This is a genomic window from Rapidithrix thailandica, assembly GCF_039710355.1.
Classification (GTDB): domain Bacteria; phylum Bacteroidota; class Bacteroidia; order Cytophagales; family Flammeovirgaceae; genus Rapidithrix; species Rapidithrix thailandica.
In genome coordinates, this window is sequence record NZ_JBDKWZ010000012.1 from 21,674 (window position 1) to 38,476 (window position 16,803).

Consider the following 16,803-nt stretch of genomic DNA (forward strand, 5'->3'; position numbering starts at 1 on the left):
ATTTTGATCAATTTATAACTCTGTCAAATAGACGATATAACTACTCTAAGTAACTATGTATATCATATATGTCATTAATTTTCTCTTTTTTTATGCCCTTAGGTATTAACCCGGCATAAAGCATTGAGTAAGTATGGGTTTTATACTCATTAAGCGCATCATATAAAAACATCTGTACAGGATTTAGTTGATTTACAGAGACAATTTCTCCTTTTCCCAGAAAATCTTTGTAAACTATACTTGTAATGTCTTCTAATAAATATTTATGAGGAGGGAAGTCAATCTCAAATTCAGGATTATATGAGTCCCTAAGAGCAGTGTACCCTTCTAATATATTTGATAACACTTCAATCTTCCTCTTAATACTTTTATCTGAATTGGCTATAAAATAAGAACAAGCAGATAATACAGAAGAATAGCCATTGGCCCAGGAGATACTTGTTTCTTTATTATTTTGTATGAGGGATAACAAAATGTTTTCATCACATTGCTTCCCTAAAAAGCCTAAAGAGGTGTCTATAAACCCATCTGTAATACTTGGTAACCTGATGTCTTTGTAGGTTATATCAATCTGACTTTTGTATTTTAAATATCCTATGCCAATTAAAATATCATGGACAAAACCCTGATTGACTACTTCTTCATCTATCAGACCAAGTAATTTAGGTAAAACTTGCAGTGGTTTTCCAAAAATACTATCATAATAGGCTATTGACCCTATATTCTCTTTCTGAAAGTTGTCTGAAAAATGTTTGAAATATAGCTTCTTAAATTCTAGGTATGCTAAATATTCTTCCTGATCAAAAGTCTCTATCGCTTTAGAAGCTAACGAGTAACGAATGGGAGTAACTAGTAAATTAGCCGTATCCCTTATATGTTCTGAAAATATGTATTCTAAAAAATAGAGAATGACCATTTTATATTTTGTATTCAAATTTTTAGCTAAATAATCATCTATACATTCCATAACGGGATAAATTACATTGTATATCCTGTATTGATGTTTGATATTCGCAGCCAAATCCGAATAGAGAAATAACTCTACATCCTCTATAGAATCACTTGTCGTAAAAAGGTATTCCAATTGGACAGGTACCTCTTCAAAAGCTTGTTTATAAGGATAATTATATAGTTTCCAATCTATTTTCATACAACTTTAAACAAATACAATTTGTACTAATAAATTCTTTTGCTGTGCTTTTCTTATTATCAACTTTTAATCATTACATACCGTGGACTATAGGTGCTAACACGTATTTTTTGATCAATAATTAAGAACAACCTATTTTAGGATACTTAACTGTTTTTCCTCTATAGTTATATTCAATTTCCATTTTATTTTTAATTGCAAATTCATCCATTCTTATATCACAGAAATCACAAGGGGCTATCCCTTGAATGGGAATTGTTTTTCCTTTTGCTCTTATAAAAGTAGGCTCAGAGTTAATTACCAATTTTGAACCTTCTAATTTGCTACCCTGAGTTGAATTTATATGTCTCAAAATTTTCTGTTCGGAATCTCCTGTTCTACCAGCAATGGTTTTTGCTTTAGGGTCAGGTTTCATATTGCCTTTTTCTAAAAGCTCTCCATTAGAGCCATATAAAAACCAAGAAGTTTTATTTAATCCAAAAACATCCACCCAAACATTGCTATCGCTGACATAAGCATAAATATTCGGATTGTTCCCTGCCAAGCCAATCGGATCTTGGGAAATATACATCCCACTATTTCCATCGTAATATCGGAAGCGGTTGTACATTAAGCCATCCAGCTCTGTATCTTCGTATTGTCCTTGGTAACGGAAGGGAATAAAATGCGCTGCTCCTTTGGTTTGGCTGCGGATATTGCCGTAAATATCGTATTCCACCTCCCAAACAAGGTTCCCCACTCCGTTGTAGGCGGCAATGGGTTTGCCGATGTAATCGGTGACAATGCTGTACACATCCTCTTGGGTGATTTTGGTGGAGGGCACAAAACTCCCTTCGTCAAAGACCCAAGTGATCAGGTTTTCTACCGGTTCGGCTTTGTCCAAACTGAGCATTCCCAACTCATCGGCCACCGTCTGTGGCCGGTCTTTTAAGGCATAACGCCACTCGTGCAAAGGTACGTTCCCGTCCCATACAAACCTAGTGATCTCTTCGGTGGCATGGTTGAGTTTGGCCGTTCTTCTACCCAAGGCATCGTATTCGAAAGAGACCTCCGTGCCGTCCGGACGCTTTACGCTTTGCAACATCCCGTTGGCCTGCCAGGTGTAGTACCAGTCCCCGTGCTTCCAACGGGGTGCACCGGAACCTTGCCGGGCTTTGTTCTGCAAATAGCCCTCTTTTTCCTCCCGGGTATAGCGCTTTTTCCGTATCTCTTCGGGCGCTCCCCATTCCTTTTCGTCCAGAAACAAACTAAATTTCGGTTGGGACGCTTCTTTTTGTGAAGCCGGATCTTGGGATTCCAAAGGTACTTCCTCTTTGGTCTTGCGGATCAGGTTGCCTTCTTCATCGTATTGGTAGTACCAGTCCCGGTCTTTGAGCAGCTTGCCACCCTTGCCGTAGACCTCTTGCTTTTTCGGGTCTTTGTAGAGGTTACCCACCTCATCGGGCAACTTGTAGTCGTAACTGCCGTCCTGGTACTTGGCCGAAGCCAGGTTGCCAAAGGCATCGTAGGCGTATTGGATCTTGCCCTGGGTCAAGGCATTCAGTGTCTCTTTCAAACGGTGGTTGGCATCCCAATGGTAACGGTAGTGCCGGTTGTCGTGAAACCCCCGTTTCACCCGTTGGGAGGTCGGTCTTCCCGCCTCGTCATAGGTAAAGGTGGAGGTGATTCCTCCGGTCAGCTCCCGCTCTATTTCCTGCCCCAAGGCATTGTGTTGTAACTTTGCCTCCCAGGTCTTGCTTTCAGTCTCGCCTTCTTCCTCTGTTTGGACCCGGGCTGTGGTTCCGGTTCTTCTGCCCAGGGCATCGTAGTTGTTTTGAATATCGGCTCCTAAAGAGGAGGTGATCCGGGTGCGCTGTCCGTCCCGGTTGTAGGTACTGAGCACTTCGTAGCCCTCTTCTCCCGGCAAGCCCGAGGTCTGTACCTCCCGGATCACCCGGCCCAAGGCATCCCGTTCGATCAAGATCGCGTTCTTCTCCGTGCGGGCCTCTACCAGCTGCCCGTTTTTGTTGTAGCCATAGGTCTCCCAGCTGCCGTCCTGATGGTCCACCCGGCTGATCCGGCCCAAGGCATCGTATTCGTATTCCGAAAAGCGTTTGCCCGGCCGCTGTACTTTCAACACCTTGCCCGCACTGTCACGGTCGTACTTACGGGTCAAGCCGTCAAAACCCTCTTCCTCGATGATATCTCCCTTCAGGTTCCGGGTAAAGCGGTACCGTTCTTGCCGTTCGTTCTCGACCCTGAGCAATTGCTCCATCTTGTCGTAGTCGAAAAACACCTTCTTGCCGTTTTCCTCCCGCATCTTCAAGCTGCCCATAGGCGTGTATTCAAAGCGCACATGATGGTGTTTGTCCAGGGCTTCGATCACCTCGTCATAGGCGTTGTACCGCAGTTGGGTCTGGTTGTGGTCCGCTCCCCGGATGCCCACGACCCGGCCCAAGGCATCGTAGTTGAACTGTTGCTGGCTCTGCCCTTCGGCTTGTACCGCCCGCACACGGCCCTGGGCATCGTACACCCAACGGGTCGAGTGGCCCATCGCATCGGTAAAGCGTACCAGGTTCTGTTGCTCATCATAGGCCAGGAGGCTCTTTTGTCCGTTCTGCCGCACTTCTACCAGCAAGTCCTCTTCATCGTATTCAAACATCGTATAGCTGTTGTCCGGCTCCACCACGCTGCCGAGCAAATGCGGCTTTCCGTCCACATAACTGTAGGTACGGCATTGGCCTTCGGCATCACTGGCCAGGATCAAACGGTCTTCTTCATCGTAGACAAAGCCCTCTTCGGTACCGTCCGGGTAGACTATGCCCGTGCGGTTGCCCCGCTCGTCATAGGTGTAGCCCGTCAAATTGCCCGCCTCGTCAATCTCCCGGTACAGCTCCATAAACTCCGTATACTGCAAAAAGCGGCTGTTGCCCAAGGGGTCTTTTACCTGGGTAACCAACCCTTCCGGGGTATAGTAATAGGTAGTAGTGGCCCCGTTGGCATCGGTGATGAGGTTATAGCCCTCTTCGGTATGGTACTCAAACCAACCTTCTTGATAGCCTCCGTCTCCCCAGGTGTGTACACAGCGGGATTCGTTATCGTATTCCCAGTAAAAGGCCTGTCCGTTCCGGTCGGTCTTTTTCACCAGCAAATGCTCTTGGTATTCCATGACGGTTTCCTGTCCCAAGGAGTCGAGAATACCTGCCATATTCCCCTCCGCATCGTAGCGGTAGCCCACCAAGGTGGATTCATTCAGCCGGATTTCGGTAATCCGTCCTTTCGCATCGCTGTCCACTTCCAGTTCCCGGCCCGCACTGTCGGTGATGCCCGTCAAGCGGTCCCCGTTCAAATGCAAACGCAGCGCCTTGCCCGCCGGGGTTTCGATCCGGCTCAGCCGGTAGCGGTCGTAGCCGTTGTAGCAGTCAAAGAGATAGGTCAACGAGCTACTGTGGTCTACCAACTGGAAGCAGCCGTTGCCCAGGCGCTTCAGGGTGAGTTTTTCCTGGCGGGAATAAAATTCCTCCCCGTAGTCCAACAGTGGAAAGCCCACCAAACGGCCGTCTTCCATCCGCAAGCCTAAATTTCCCTCCTCCGGGTAAAGCTCTACGCAACGGTCCAGAGCATGATGCACCCCGTGCCCCAGCCAGCCTTCGTATTCGGTATCCGAATACCAGGCCCGGTCCCAGGACAAAGGCACCGGTCCGGGCAATGCAAAGTCCTTGCCTTCGTAAACCACCGCTCCGGTGATCAGGTTGATCGGTTCAAAACCCAACCAACAGAGGGCATCGGTGAGTTTCTTGGGCGCTTTTTTATTTTTCAACAGGCCGTTGAGCCGGGTCATTCCATTTTTGGCCCCTTTCATCAAAGCGCCCAGGCCGAAGCTGGTGATCAATCCGGTGATCAAGCCTTCGATGTCCGGCACATAGGGGCCGCCCACGATGACCGGAGGCCCGGTGGGAATGGGCAAAGAGAAGGACGTGGGAGCATACCGGGTGGGTACCAGCTTCCGGAATTTGTCCTTGCCGGGGGTCACCGAAAAGGGAATGCCGATGTCGTTGCAACTCATCACCATATGGCCTTTGGGGCTGAGCCGGGAGCCTTCGGCAAAGACCGTCTGGCTGCCGAAAAAGTTGAGGCTTTCGTGGCCGATGGCCGGCTCCATGACAAAAGGCGGGTTGAACAAAGGGATATGCTGAAAAGTAACCAGTAGGCCCATGGTGTCCGTATTGCCCCGTTTGAGACCGTTGATCTGGACGTTGGAACCCAGAAAGGGGATGTAATCCATGGGGTCCATCAGGATGCCGATAAAAGGTTGAAAAGGGTTGTTGGGCGGAGTAGCCGTAAAATGGATATCCAGCCCGATGATAGGGGTAAAGTGGTTGCTGGCTAGTAACATAGTGGTTGAAATCAGGGATTATACAAAACAGCCCTCCGGGACAAAAAAAAGATGGCCCTGTAGCTTTCTTCGGTTTAATACATTTCGGATAAATAAGTCTTGGAAGGTATTCCAAAGACTTGCATTCGATCTCCCCAAATATAGTTACATCTTTGAATAATACAACTGATTGAAGTGTTTTTTTAGTAAGAAACTTTGGGTAGGGAGATTGTTAAGGGGGAGGTGAGGGTTGGTTTCGCTTTGACCGGCATTCGACCCCTTACAAGCATCTTGATCCGGTGGGTTTCAAACAATTACCGGTCAGGGCGCTGTGGCAGCTCATGTCATGAATAGAATACGCTTCATCACCGATGATACACCCTTTCACCCCCTTGTCTTGTTTTTATCCGGCCAATATTTTTTCCAACGTTAACAACACTCAGCCTAAAAGGATGCAATTGGTCCCCCTCAACTCCTTAAAAACAGTCAGGATAGGTGGAAAACTGGCTTGAATTTAAAGGGGGGGTAAGGCTGATTACCCCTTAAAACCCCGTCTAATTCCGCCCCTTTTTTCCGATGGGTTCCGGTCTCTTAAATTAAGGGGTGTAAAACTCCGGGGGGTTACATTTATTGATGAAGATTTAGGGACTCAACAAGCGGTAAAACCCTTCATTTTTTGGAAACCCGCCTGATTATTTTGCCCGGTACAACAAAGTCCCAAGGCCATAATTGTACTGGTTGCGCAGGCAGGCATTGAATTGCCGGTCGGTGGCCGCCACCGTATAGTCGGGGTGGAACTGGCTGAGGGTGTGAAAATATTCCCGGCCGGCTTCTCCCAAGGTATTGGCCAAGGCACAACCTATTTGAAACCAGGCCTCATAACTGGCCGTAATATCCCGCCGGTGAAGGCATATTTTTTCAACCAGTTGTCGGATACATTCCTCGTCAGAACTCCCTTGGTTCAGCCGGGTTTCCGGCGGCTTCCAAGCGGTCTTCACACGGGTTTTCAGGCGTTGATACACCCTGGCCCGGGGGTTAAAATACGCTTCGGGATCATAGGAATAGCCTCTGCCACTGGAGATGTTCTTGGGAATGCTGTCTAACCGGATCCCCAACCGGAAAAAGTCTTCTTCAAAGGCCTCAAAATGCGCCCGGTGCTTGTGGGGATAAGCGACAGGAACCAAACCCCAATACCCCCTTCCCGAAACAGAAAGACCGCAATAGGCTACATTTTGCAGGTTTTGAAGCAATGTTTTTAACTCGTCAAAATTGGCTATGTGCAGGTTGTCTTTTTTGTCTATATCAAACTGAATAAGCCCACTGTATGCAAGCAAATTTTCTTCCGACCGATACCGGAAGGTACCCGATGGGGTGATAAGGGGGAGTTGTGCTTTCAATAGCCTGCGTTCCTCGGGAGCTTCAACCGCTCTAATTTCAAGTACCTTATTTGCGTATTTTTCGCAACGTAACCAGGTCAACAGGTTTACAGGCCGGGGGTTGTAACAGACGGAATAGTTTTGAAAACAAGAAACGGTAATATCCAGACAGTTTTGGAGCATATTCCGGGAAGTTTAAAGGATCTGTCAAAAAAAACATACATACACCCCCTAACAATTAGGAAACACTGATTTATTAAATTATTAAACAGTAGACTGATGAACAAAAACCACCTCTTAAATGCTATTTAAGCCGTTTTAAGGCCGGTTTCAACCGGTTTCAATTTAGAAAATTAAGAATTTGCTACTGTAAGGGGGTATGTGTCTAAAAAATTAAGCCTGAAGGTTCGGTATGAAATAGAAATCAGGACCTTTGAATACTGTTTTCCATCCTTTATAAGCAGCAAAATGCTTTACATTATTGGAAAAGGCGCGTTGACTGTAGTCTTTATTAGTAAAACCGCAAAGGTGTACGAAACACTTGTACCACTCCTGGGTCTTGTATTTTATTTCTGCTTGAAAAGCCTGTTGCATAGCCCATTCGAAAAAAGAGGGATCCACTTTTTGTTTAAATGTATTGAGTGCAATGTTTTTGTGCTCGTAGCTTTGCAAGCCATTTCGAAGGTAATATTGTATACAGTAGATGATAAAATTGTAAAATAACCCCCACTCGGTGTCATTCCATTCATGGGAAAAGAAGGTACACCCATGTTCTTTGACCACCGGTTGTTCAATGCCGGATTTGATCATTTTCGAATAGTAATCGCTAAACTCCAGGGGAAACAGCCTTCGTTTGCGGGTGGTGCCTTCCAGGCTCGGAATATGATTGGAAGTGATCACCATTTTAGGGCAATACTCCGGAGGAATCCACTTTTCAGGTTCGTACTTTTGTTCTACGGCCCAGCCATTGTTTGAAAGGGAGTGCAAACGGTCAAAATCAAAGTGCTTTTTCACATCATCCAAGGCAAAAATTTGCGTCAGGTAATGGATGCCCTGAAACGCAAAACGATCGTTTTCATTGAACTTTTTACCGTCTTTACAGAGGGTGTTGCGGACATGTTGAAGGGCCTGCAGGAAAAGGCCTTGCCCCGTGCCTCCCTGGGGGGTGTTTTGATCGGTAACGGCTTCGTCAATACAAACAATGGCCTGACTGGTTGCCGGAGTATGGTAGTTATGCAAGAGGTAACCAATGGCACTGACAAAGGCCCAAAAACGCTCGTTTTCCCAGTTGGAAATATTCTTGATAAAACGGTAAAAATGACCTTGGGTAAAGTCCTGTACCGGGCGGTATTCTTTAGCCAATACATGGAGCTTCCAAAGGTAGTGGTCTTTTAATTCCCAATATCCCGAAAAGGTGACTTGCCCGGCCGTAACGGTGACAAATCCATTTTTAAAAGGGAGAAAAGCGCGGTCCTTTGTATCCCGCAACAGAGGGAGGCTGAAGCTTTCCAGGTTTTCCAAAAAGGTAGCGTTGAAGATCAAATTGCTTTGTTTGAAAAAGGTCTCTCTCAGCAGTTCCCGGGTGGCTGTAATCTCCTGTCCCTCGAACGGAAAACACAAACCCTTGGCATAGTAAGCAAAGACAATTTCCCGCACCCTGTCCAGCATCCTGTTGATTTCCACTTCCTCAATTAAGTTATTTTCCCGGTGGACGTAATGATACCCCTTTGGGTCTTTGTACAATTTAGCGTAACCTAATTTGAGCAAAAGTTGTATAAAGGCCGTTCGGTAAAGCCCTTTGAGCTCCCATTTGCGTTTTCCTTTTTTCTCAAAGTAAAACAAACCACAGGCGATTTTAGCCTCCGACAAAAGGACGGGTTGGTGGCTAGGCAAGGCATTCAAATCAAGCCCGGGAGGAACGGCTACCATATGTTGTTCGTTATTTTTAGGATTCATGATGATAGGTTTTTGAAGGCACAGACAGGTGAGGCTGTTTGTGCCCTTTTAAAAGAAGCGGTTTAGGAAGGTTTGCGATGTTGAAGTTCCGAGCGGATTTCAAACCGCGAAGGATGCTTTCCGGCTTCCAGCCATTCGGTCAGTTCCGAGCGTTTGCAGAAAATCTTCTTACCCCGTTTGTAGAAAGGAATTTCCCGCTTGGAGGTACGATGGTAAAAAGAGGAGAGTGATTCCCCGATAAAATCGGCCGAAGCCGGGGCGTCCAGAAATTCATCTCTTGGGCTTTCCACTTGAAAACCCTGTTGTTTCAAAGCGGTAATGATGTCGGGCAGCAGCTCAATAAATGCCGCTTTGAAAAGCCCCTTGAAAAAAGAATGTAAAGCTGAATAAGGATTGTTATTTTTCATCTTGCCAGTAAGTTTTGTAGTGAAACTTAAAGCAAGTATAAGCAGGGATGAGAGGGTGAGGAAGGGGGTGGGGATATCCCCACCTACCCGTTTTGCTTGTTATTATTCAAATAATTTAACTCTTTCTCTATATAGTCTAACATTTTTTTGCAATTGCCATATGGCTCAAAGGGTTGAAGAAGTTCCTGAATCCATTGCAAGTGCTTCAGAGCTTCCTCTTTTGTTCCCCACTTTTGCTCACCTTTCAACTTCGAATATATTGAAGAGTCCCGAATAAGCTCACAACTCGGCTCGGCACCAAAAAGCTTGTAGGCCAGTTTCGCGATATACGTATAATGAGGCCTGTCTAAGGTTTCCTCCTCTTCCAGTTTATCCTCTTTTTGAGCGATATCAACCCCTAAACCATACAATAAAATTGAAAAAAGCCTTAATTGGAAGTTCCAGGAGTGCCCGTTTTTCGTTTCATACACCAGATCTCCTGCTGTTTTAATTACAGATCTGATTCTTTGATCATAGCTCATTTGAAAATCATAAATAGCATCTATTTCAGCGATTAGTTTTACTATTTTTTCCTCTGTTAAATTTTTAAGGACTTCTAAATTAGTTTGATCTGTGGCTGTGAGGGTTTCCGCATTTTGGTATTTTCCTAGCAATTCTTTTGCTTTGGGAACGACAAATTTAATAAGAGTATTTTTGACAATGTTTCTTTTGTATCTCTTGCGGTTGCTATCAAAGGCAACGTGTAAACAGTCACCTATTGTAGTCAAACGTTTAGATTCGCTCTTTTTTTTGTTATCCCTTACCTGAATAAGTCTTTTTTGTACTTCCCTTTGAAATTCCTCCCTTAGATCTTCCAAAGTACGATCGTTTAGAGGAGCTTCCCGTTCGACTTCTGCAGCTTGTTTTTCCAGTTCGTCTATTACCTGGTTATACACTTGATGGAAGAGTTGGTCCAAAGGACTGTCAGTTTGTTTGTTCATGATATGGTGATTTAAGGTGAGATAATGGGTGAGATTGTTTAAACTATGTTTAAACCAAAACAAAAAAGCAGTTACCTATAAATAGATAACTGCTTGATAATCAGTGTGGGACCTACTGGATTCGAACCAGTGACCCCCTGCTTGTAAGGCAGGTGCTCTGAACCAACTGAGCTAAGATCCCTTGTTTTGTGTTGCCGTTCCGTCTGAATTGCGAGTGCAAAGATAGCAGTGAAATTGAACTGTGCAAATCTTTTTTTTAAGTTTCTGACTATACAACAGTCAACATTTTGAGAATCAATAAAATATTTTTAATATTTTATTATCAGAAAACATTCACTTTTCTTTTTTTCAAAAGATGTGGATGTGAAATATTCCAAACAATGAATTTTCCGGTAATCAATCTTTTTGGTAAGTATATTCGCCTCTACATCCAAGTTGGAATTTGTATGGGAAGTCAAGACTTGGATTTTTAAAATGGAGAGTGTAAATACGATTTGGAAATTAGAATACTAAAAAAAACTAAGACTACACTTCACCCTTTGTTTCTTCTCTCCTTTCTACAATCGTGAAAAAGTTAAATTATGTTTATTGAACAAACCATTCAAGGCAAAAATAGCCTTTGGAGGTATTTACTCGGATTAATCCTTGTCATTGCTTTTGTTGTGCTTGCAAACTTTCCAATCGTACTGATACAAGCTTTGTTCAAAGAAGATTTATTACTCCCTTCCGGAACTACAAATACCGGGTATATGACACCCAATAGTGAATTATTAATCCAGTTATTCCCCTTTATTACCGGATTCTGCGGAATCTTGTTAGTCGTTAAGTGGATTCACCACCGTCCTATACTAAGCTTGGTCACGCCTACCTTACGGTTCGATGGGTCGCGATTTTTCTTTTCTTTCGGCCTATGGTTTGGATTAACCTTCGTAGCCGAGCTGTTCTTTTACCTTTATCAACCCGAGCAATACACCTTTCAATTGCAGTGGGAAAATTTTGCCATATTGCTATGTATTGCTTTGTTTATACTACCGATCCAAACCAGCTTTGAAGAGCTTCTGATACGAGGCTATCTGATGCAGGGCATTGGTTTGGCGACCCGGTTTCGCTGGATTCCTTTGCTAGCCACTTCCCTCTTGTTCGGTTTTTTACATGGGGCCAATCCGGAAATAGAAAAATACGGATGGGGAATTATGATGGTCTTTTATATCAGTGTGGGATTATTTGCCGGTATCCTTACCCTCATGGATGACCGCTTAGAATTGGCCTTAGGCATGCATGCAGCAAACAACATCTACGGAGCTGTATTGGTGAGTTATGAGGGCAGTGCATTATCCACCCCTTCTTTGTTTACCGTCAACACGTTAGCCCCGCTGACCATGTATCTGATGTTTTTAATATCCGCAATACTATATGTTATCATCATCAACAAAAAGTACCAATGGAAATCCTGGAAATCCCTCCTTCAAAAAATTGATCCTCAAGAGATACGACAAGCGTTGGACTAAAACAAACGAAGGCCATTCTCCCGAGTGATGAGAGATGGCCTTCGATCTATTAATATACACAATTACAAACAACTACTACCAAGTACTGTTAAGACTTAGGTTGGATTTTGTTTCATTTTGTCATTCAAGCCTATTTCTTCTTCCGGAATGAAATAAATTACTCGCGGATGGTCCGGTGAAATAGACTTTAATCCGTCACCATTTAAGTGTGTTCCCGGATAATCCCGGTTCATGGTACGATTGTTACGATACACATCAAATGGACGGTGTGCTTCAAACATAAGCTCCATTCTTCGCTCTTCCAATACTACATCCAATACGGATGCATGTCCTTTCAAATCGCCTACCGTATACAAATTTGCTCCGGTCAATCCGGCTCTTTCTCTAATTAAATTCACATCGTCAATCGCCTCCTGATCATTCCCCAGTTTGGCATTCGCTTCGGCACGGGTCAAGTACATTTCCGCCAACCGAAGTATTACCGGAGAGCTTAATGTTACGATATCATCTTGATAAGAAAATTTATTAATGTAATATTTCGGATAACCGCCTCGCTCATACAATACCGGATTACCCTCATCGTCCACTATAATATTGTCATCTTCATCATATTGGTATTGCGGTTCGATAAAGCTATTTCGCTGATCTTCGGGAATAAGCAGCTCCCGGATTGTTTGAGAAGCGTACATTTCTCCCCATCCGGCACCGTCACCATGATAATACATCGAACCGATGCTTCCCCATTCTCTGTCATCTACGGCTATATGCTTGATGGCAAAGATCGTCTCACTGTTTTCTTCAGGGTCCAACCGGTAATACCCTGGCAGGTTTGAGGTGCTTACCAATTCATAGCGCCCGGAATTAATTACCTTATCCGCATATTCAATGGCTTTGGCATTGTCTTCTTTGTATAAATACAAACGAGCCAATAAAGCATAAGCCACTTCTTTGGAAGCATAAGCATTGCTTTTGGAAGAACCCATCAGGTCTACAGCTCTCAATAAGTCCCCTTCTACAAAATCATATACTTCTTTGACCGTACTTCTTCCGGGGATATCCTCAACATCCGTATTATCTTTGATCATCACTCCCAGACTTGCCCCTCCGTCTTGTGCGTAGGGGCGGCCAAAAAGGCGTACCAAATCAAAGTGTACCATTGCCCGGATAAAGTAATTCTCCCCTTTAAGTTGATCTAACTCATCCGACACTCCATTTTCGATATTTTCAATCACCTGGTTAGCCCCATAAATCGTTTGGTAGGACTTTCTCCAGAAGCCCGTGGTATTACCCATTCCTGGAAAATGTTGGTAATTATAAGCATAAAACAAATGGTCGGTAGTCGTACCGCTAAGAGAAACGTTATCCCCGGGAAACTCCCCCATCTGCATCAAGTATTTGATATAATAGGGATCCTTCAGGTAACTATAGTTACCTAACGTAGCGGCTCTGGCCCCTTCTTCATCAGAAAACATTTTATCAAAGCTAATCGCATCGGCCGGTTCTAACTCCAGATTACAGGCATTAAAACTCAAGGCCAAGCCAATGATAAGCGTGAGTATTTTATAATTATATATCTTCATTGTATTGATCCGTTTTAAGTGTTGCAAATTAAAATTGAACATTGACTCCGAATACTACTTTTTTACTAATCGGGTATTTCGTTCCAGACACTCCGGCCTCTTGTGGTCCTCCCGAACGTCCTCCCAAGCCTACTTCCGGGTCCATGCCTGAAAACTTGGTAAATGTCAGCAAGTTATCACCACTGGCATATACGGTTACATTTCCAAGTTTTAATTTACTAATAAGCGCCTCAGGCAACTGATAGCTCAACCGAACGTTGCGCAAACGGATATAACTCCCATCCTCCAAATAGCGGGAAGAAGGCTTATTGGATTGTTTATTTCCTGATATTACAGGTTTGGGATGTGTGGCATTATCACCGGGTTGTTCCCAACGGTTCCAACCGTCTGCCAGCTTCATCGAATTGAAGGTATAATAAGCTCCGTCATTGTCAAACAACTCTCTAGCACTGTGATACACCTTATTGCCGGATAAGAAATTGAAAAAGACACTAAGGCTTAACCCTTTGTAAGAAAAGGTATTGATCATTCCCCCGTAAAAATCAGGACTGGCATTACCAACATTCTGTTGAGTGGCCTCGCTATAATCATTGGTGGTTTCCGAACCGGTCACATTGCCCTCTTCATCGTAGATTAATTTTTCCCATAAAGGATCTCCGTTATCCGGGTCTACTCCAACCCACTTACGAATGTACCAGCTGTACATATCTTCTCCCTCTATAAGGCGTTGCTTCCCTCTCAATACATCCTCTCCTTCATTCAACTTCATCACTTTATTGCGGTTGAAGTTAATATTGAAATTCGTTGTCCAGGTGAAACTTCCCCCTTTCAAATTCTGAGTTTCCACTTCTATATCAATCCCTCTGTTCCGTACGGTACCAACATTTTTAGTAAGCCAGTAATAACCGGTAGCAGGAGCCAAAGGCACATCCAATAACAAGTCTTTATTATGACGGTTGTAGTAATCTAAGTTCAGACGAATTCTATCCCAGAAGCCGATCTCTACCCCTACATTATAAGTTTCCGGAGACTCCCAGGTTAACTCTCTGTTTTCAGGTTGCCGGGGATAGGCCGCAGCATCTCCATTGTACTGAACATCTGCTTTATAAAGCCCTTTCCAGGCATAATCTCCAATATTGGCATTTCCGGAAACACCATAACTAGCCCGCAACTTTAAGTTGCTGATAAAATCTATATTACTGATAAAATCTTCGTTACTTAAGATCCAAGAACCACCAATCGAATAAAAGTTACCGTAACGTTGCTCCGGGCCAAAGCGGGAAGAGCCATCTCTCCGGAAAGAAACCGTAAGAAAATAGCGGTTATCATAATTATAATCCCCTTGAAAAAAGTAAGAATTAAAATTACTTTCCCCTTTATTTCCTCCAATATTTTTGGGTTCTGCAGTAGAATTCAAGGCATCCAGCCCGGCTAAAATTCCTTTACCGGTTACCGATGCATTATCCCAATGATTCGTTTGAAACTCCACCCCAAAAATCCCATCAAATTGATGTTTTCCAGAACTTTTGCTAAGGGTCAGCAAATTCGAACTCAAAAAAGCCTGACTGTAATAATACTGGTTATACAGTCTTCCTCCATCAGCCATCGCTGACTTAGTACGTTTATCGTTAAAACTTTCATTTCTTGAAAAATCAAGGTCTGCACGATTAGAGGTGGAGAAAGATAACCAAGAAGCGATATTATAGGTCAACTTCAGGTCTCCGGTAAATGATTGTCCTTTGGCTGTACTGTTGTTATATTGCAATGGATACAAAAAGTTACTCCGGTCTCTTCCGTACCAATCCACCTCATCTTCTACTTGGATAGGATTTCCATCGGCATCGTAAGGGCTGTCCCAAGGCATGTTCAAATACGCTTGCCCCAATGCTCCGGTAGGGTTGTAGGTACGGTTCCAGTATTGGCCATTTAACCGGGCGGTGACCGAGAATTTATCACTGGCTTGATGCGTGTAATTGATTCTACTGCTAAACCGCTCGTAATCAGTTGAAATCAAGGTACCTTCTTCCTGATAATATCCTCCACTAATGTAGAATTTGTTTTTCTCGTTTCCACCGGAAGCGGTTACCTGGTGGTCATGCGTGATCCCTGTACGGAAAGCCAAATCCACCCAATCGGTATTTTTATCCGTCAGGTCGGTAGGCAGCTCGGAATCATCCACAAACGTTTTCTGGTAGTCGTATAACTCCTGGCCGTTCATGACTTCGAACTCACCCATAGAGGCCGTATTGATACCGACAGCACCATTGTATGATAACACCGTTTTACCGGCCTTCCCCGACTTAGTGGTAACGACCACAACTCCATTAGCAGCACGTGCTCCATACAATCCGGTAGCTCCGGCATCTTTCAAAACGGTGACACTTTCTACATCCCGGGGATCAAAGGTTCCTCCGATTACTCCATCCACGACATAAAGCGGTGACGCTCCTGCAGAGATGGAACCCGTACCCCTGACACGAATATCTGAAGTTTCGCCAGGCTCTCCGGAAGGATTGGTAATAAAAACACCGGCTGTTTTCCCTTGCAACATATTCGGCAAGCTAGGAGTGGTTACCCCTTTCAATTCTTCACTGCTTACGGTGACTACCGAACTGGTCAGTTGAGATTGTTTTTTAGAAGAATATCCCATGACCACTACCTCTTCCAATTCTTCCAAATCCACCATCAATGTGATGTTGATCTGTGTACGGCCATCCACTGCTATTTCCTGGCTTTGGTAACCTATATAACTATAGACCAATGTCCCCTGCTCTGGTGCATTAAGGGTGTATGCACCGTTGATATCGGTGATGGTTCCTTGGGTAGTCCCTTTCACCAATACGTTTACACCGGGCAAAGGCTCCCCTTGATCATCCGTTACGGTTCCCTTCACACGGATATCATCCATTACCAACAAATCGTCCTCCGCACTGTTCTCAGCACGTTGGGAGGGTTTACGGGTAACATGAATGGTTTCATCAACTCGCTTAAAGCCCAACTGAGTGCGATAGGAAATATAGCGGAGAACTTCCGCCAGGGATTTGTTGCTCAGGTGAACAGACAGTTTTTCTTCTTTTCTTAGTAAACTTTTATTATAGGCAAAATCAAAATCGGTTTGAGTTTCTATAAGCGCAAATAAACGCTCCACTTTGGCATTGTGTTCATTAATCGATAGGTAAACATCTTCAAGGCTGACTTTTTGGGCATTGCCAGGCTTGGCAACTAACAGACTGCAACATAGGGCCTGGACGAAAATGCCATAGAACATAAGTTTCGTCATAGCAATAATTTGCCTGAGTAAAAACATTTTCATATTTTAACGATCTTTAAAGGTTAACTTTAAAACAATAGAATCCTAACCCCTAAGTCTGTTGCGCGCTATTTCACAGCTTAGAGGGAGAAAGATGTTGAAACCGGTGGTGACGCACCGGTTTTTTTATGACTGAACTTTACTTGAGAGATATAGGATAATTTGATAATTCAATCTCAATA

9 protein-coding genes and 1 tRNA gene are annotated in these 16,803 nt (G+C 44.1%); 1 reads left to right on the forward strand and 9 read right to left on the reverse strand.

What is annotated here, in order from left to right:
• Positions 1-40 precede the first annotated feature (40 nt).
• The 7 genes from AAG747_RS19415 to AAG747_RS19445 form a co-directional block, all read right to left on the reverse strand.
• Positions 41-1,150 (reverse strand): hypothetical protein, encoded by a 1,110-nt coding sequence (locus tag AAG747_RS19415; protein ID WP_346822878.1) that lies wholly within the window; start codon positions 1,148-1,150, stop codon positions 41-43.
• Between the two features lie 121 nt (positions 1,151-1,271).
• Positions 1,272-5,525, reverse strand: a complete 4,254-nt coding sequence (locus AAG747_RS19420) for a DUF6531 domain-containing protein (RefSeq protein ID WP_346822879.1) — start codon at positions 5,523-5,525, stop codon at positions 1,272-1,274.
• Between the two features lie 671 nt (positions 5,526-6,196).
• Positions 6,197-7,063 (reverse strand): BT4734/BF3469 family protein, encoded by an 867-nt coding sequence (locus AAG747_RS19425; protein ID WP_346822880.1) that lies wholly within the window; start codon positions 7,061-7,063, stop codon positions 6,197-6,199.
• A gap of 210 nt (positions 7,064-7,273) precedes the next feature.
• Positions 7,274-8,836 (reverse strand): hypothetical protein, encoded by a 1,563-nt coding sequence (locus AAG747_RS19430; RefSeq protein ID WP_346822881.1) that lies wholly within the window; start codon positions 8,834-8,836, stop codon positions 7,274-7,276.
• 62 nt (positions 8,837-8,898) lie between these two features.
• Positions 8,899-9,243 (reverse strand): helix-turn-helix domain-containing protein, encoded by a 345-nt coding sequence (locus tag AAG747_RS19435; RefSeq protein WP_346822882.1) that lies wholly within the window; start codon positions 9,241-9,243, stop codon positions 8,899-8,901.
• A gap of 83 nt (positions 9,244-9,326) precedes the next feature.
• On the reverse strand, positions 9,327-10,223 hold the full coding sequence (locus AAG747_RS19440; protein ID WP_346822883.1) for a hypothetical protein: 897 nt from the start codon (positions 10,221-10,223) through the stop codon (positions 9,327-9,329).
• A gap of 106 nt (positions 10,224-10,329) precedes the next feature.
• Positions 10,330-10,404, reverse strand: a tRNA-Val gene (locus AAG747_RS19445).
• Positions 10,405-10,804: 400 nt separating this feature from the next.
• Here AAG747_RS19445 and AAG747_RS19450 point away from each other — a divergent pair.
• Entirely contained in the window at positions 10,805-11,731 is a 927-nt protein-coding gene (locus tag AAG747_RS19450; RefSeq protein ID WP_346822884.1) for a CPBP family intramembrane glutamic endopeptidase, read from the forward strand.
• 95 nt (positions 11,732-11,826) lie between these two features.
• Here AAG747_RS19450 and AAG747_RS19455 read toward each other — a convergent pair whose 3' ends face one another.
• Both AAG747_RS19455 and AAG747_RS19460 read right to left on the reverse strand, forming a co-directional pair.
• The gene (locus AAG747_RS19455) at positions 11,827-13,311 is read right to left on the reverse strand and encodes a RagB/SusD family nutrient uptake outer membrane protein (protein ID WP_346822885.1); all 1,485 of its coding nucleotides are present in this window, start codon (positions 13,309-13,311) and stop codon (positions 11,827-11,829) included.
• Between the two features lie 28 nt (positions 13,312-13,339).
• Complete coding sequence (locus tag AAG747_RS19460) at positions 13,340-16,624, reverse strand: SusC/RagA family TonB-linked outer membrane protein (protein ID WP_346822886.1); 3,285 nt, start codon at positions 16,622-16,624, stop codon at positions 13,340-13,342.
• Positions 16,625-16,803: the final 179 nt, after the last annotated feature.

What these genes read in the sequence shown, in the direction of transcription:
- AAG747_RS19460 (WP_346822886.1), bottom strand. Translation starts at nt 16,624, where the DNA reads ATGAAAATGTTTTTACTCAGGCAAATTATTGCTATGACGAAACTTATG.
- AAG747_RS19455 (WP_346822885.1), bottom strand. Translation starts at nt 13,311, where the DNA reads ATGAAGATATATAATTATAAAATACTCACGCTTATCATTGGCTTGGCC.
- AAG747_RS19425 (WP_346822880.1), bottom strand. Translation starts at nt 7,063, where the DNA reads ATGCTCCAAAACTGTCTGGATATTACCGTTTCTTGTTTTCAAAACTAT.
- AAG747_RS19435 (WP_346822882.1), bottom strand. Translation starts at nt 9,243, where the DNA reads ATGAAAAATAACAATCCTTATTCAGCTTTACATTCTTTTTTCAAGGGG.
- AAG747_RS19440 (WP_346822883.1), bottom strand. Translation starts at nt 10,223, where the DNA reads ATGAACAAACAAACTGACAGTCCTTTGGACCAACTCTTCCATCAAGTG.
- AAG747_RS19415 (WP_346822878.1), bottom strand. Translation starts at nt 1,150, where the DNA reads ATGAAAATAGATTGGAAACTATATAATTATCCTTATAAACAAGCTTTT.
- AAG747_RS19420 (WP_346822879.1), bottom strand. Translation starts at nt 5,525, where the DNA reads ATGTTACTAGCCAGCAACCACTTTACCCCTATCATCGGGCTGGATATC.
- AAG747_RS19450 (WP_346822884.1), top strand. Translation starts at nt 10,805, where the DNA reads ATGTTTATTGAACAAACCATTCAAGGCAAAAATAGCCTTTGGAGGTAT.
- AAG747_RS19430 (WP_346822881.1), bottom strand. Translation starts at nt 8,836, where the DNA reads ATGAATCCTAAAAATAACGAACAACATATGGTAGCCGTTCCTCCCGGG.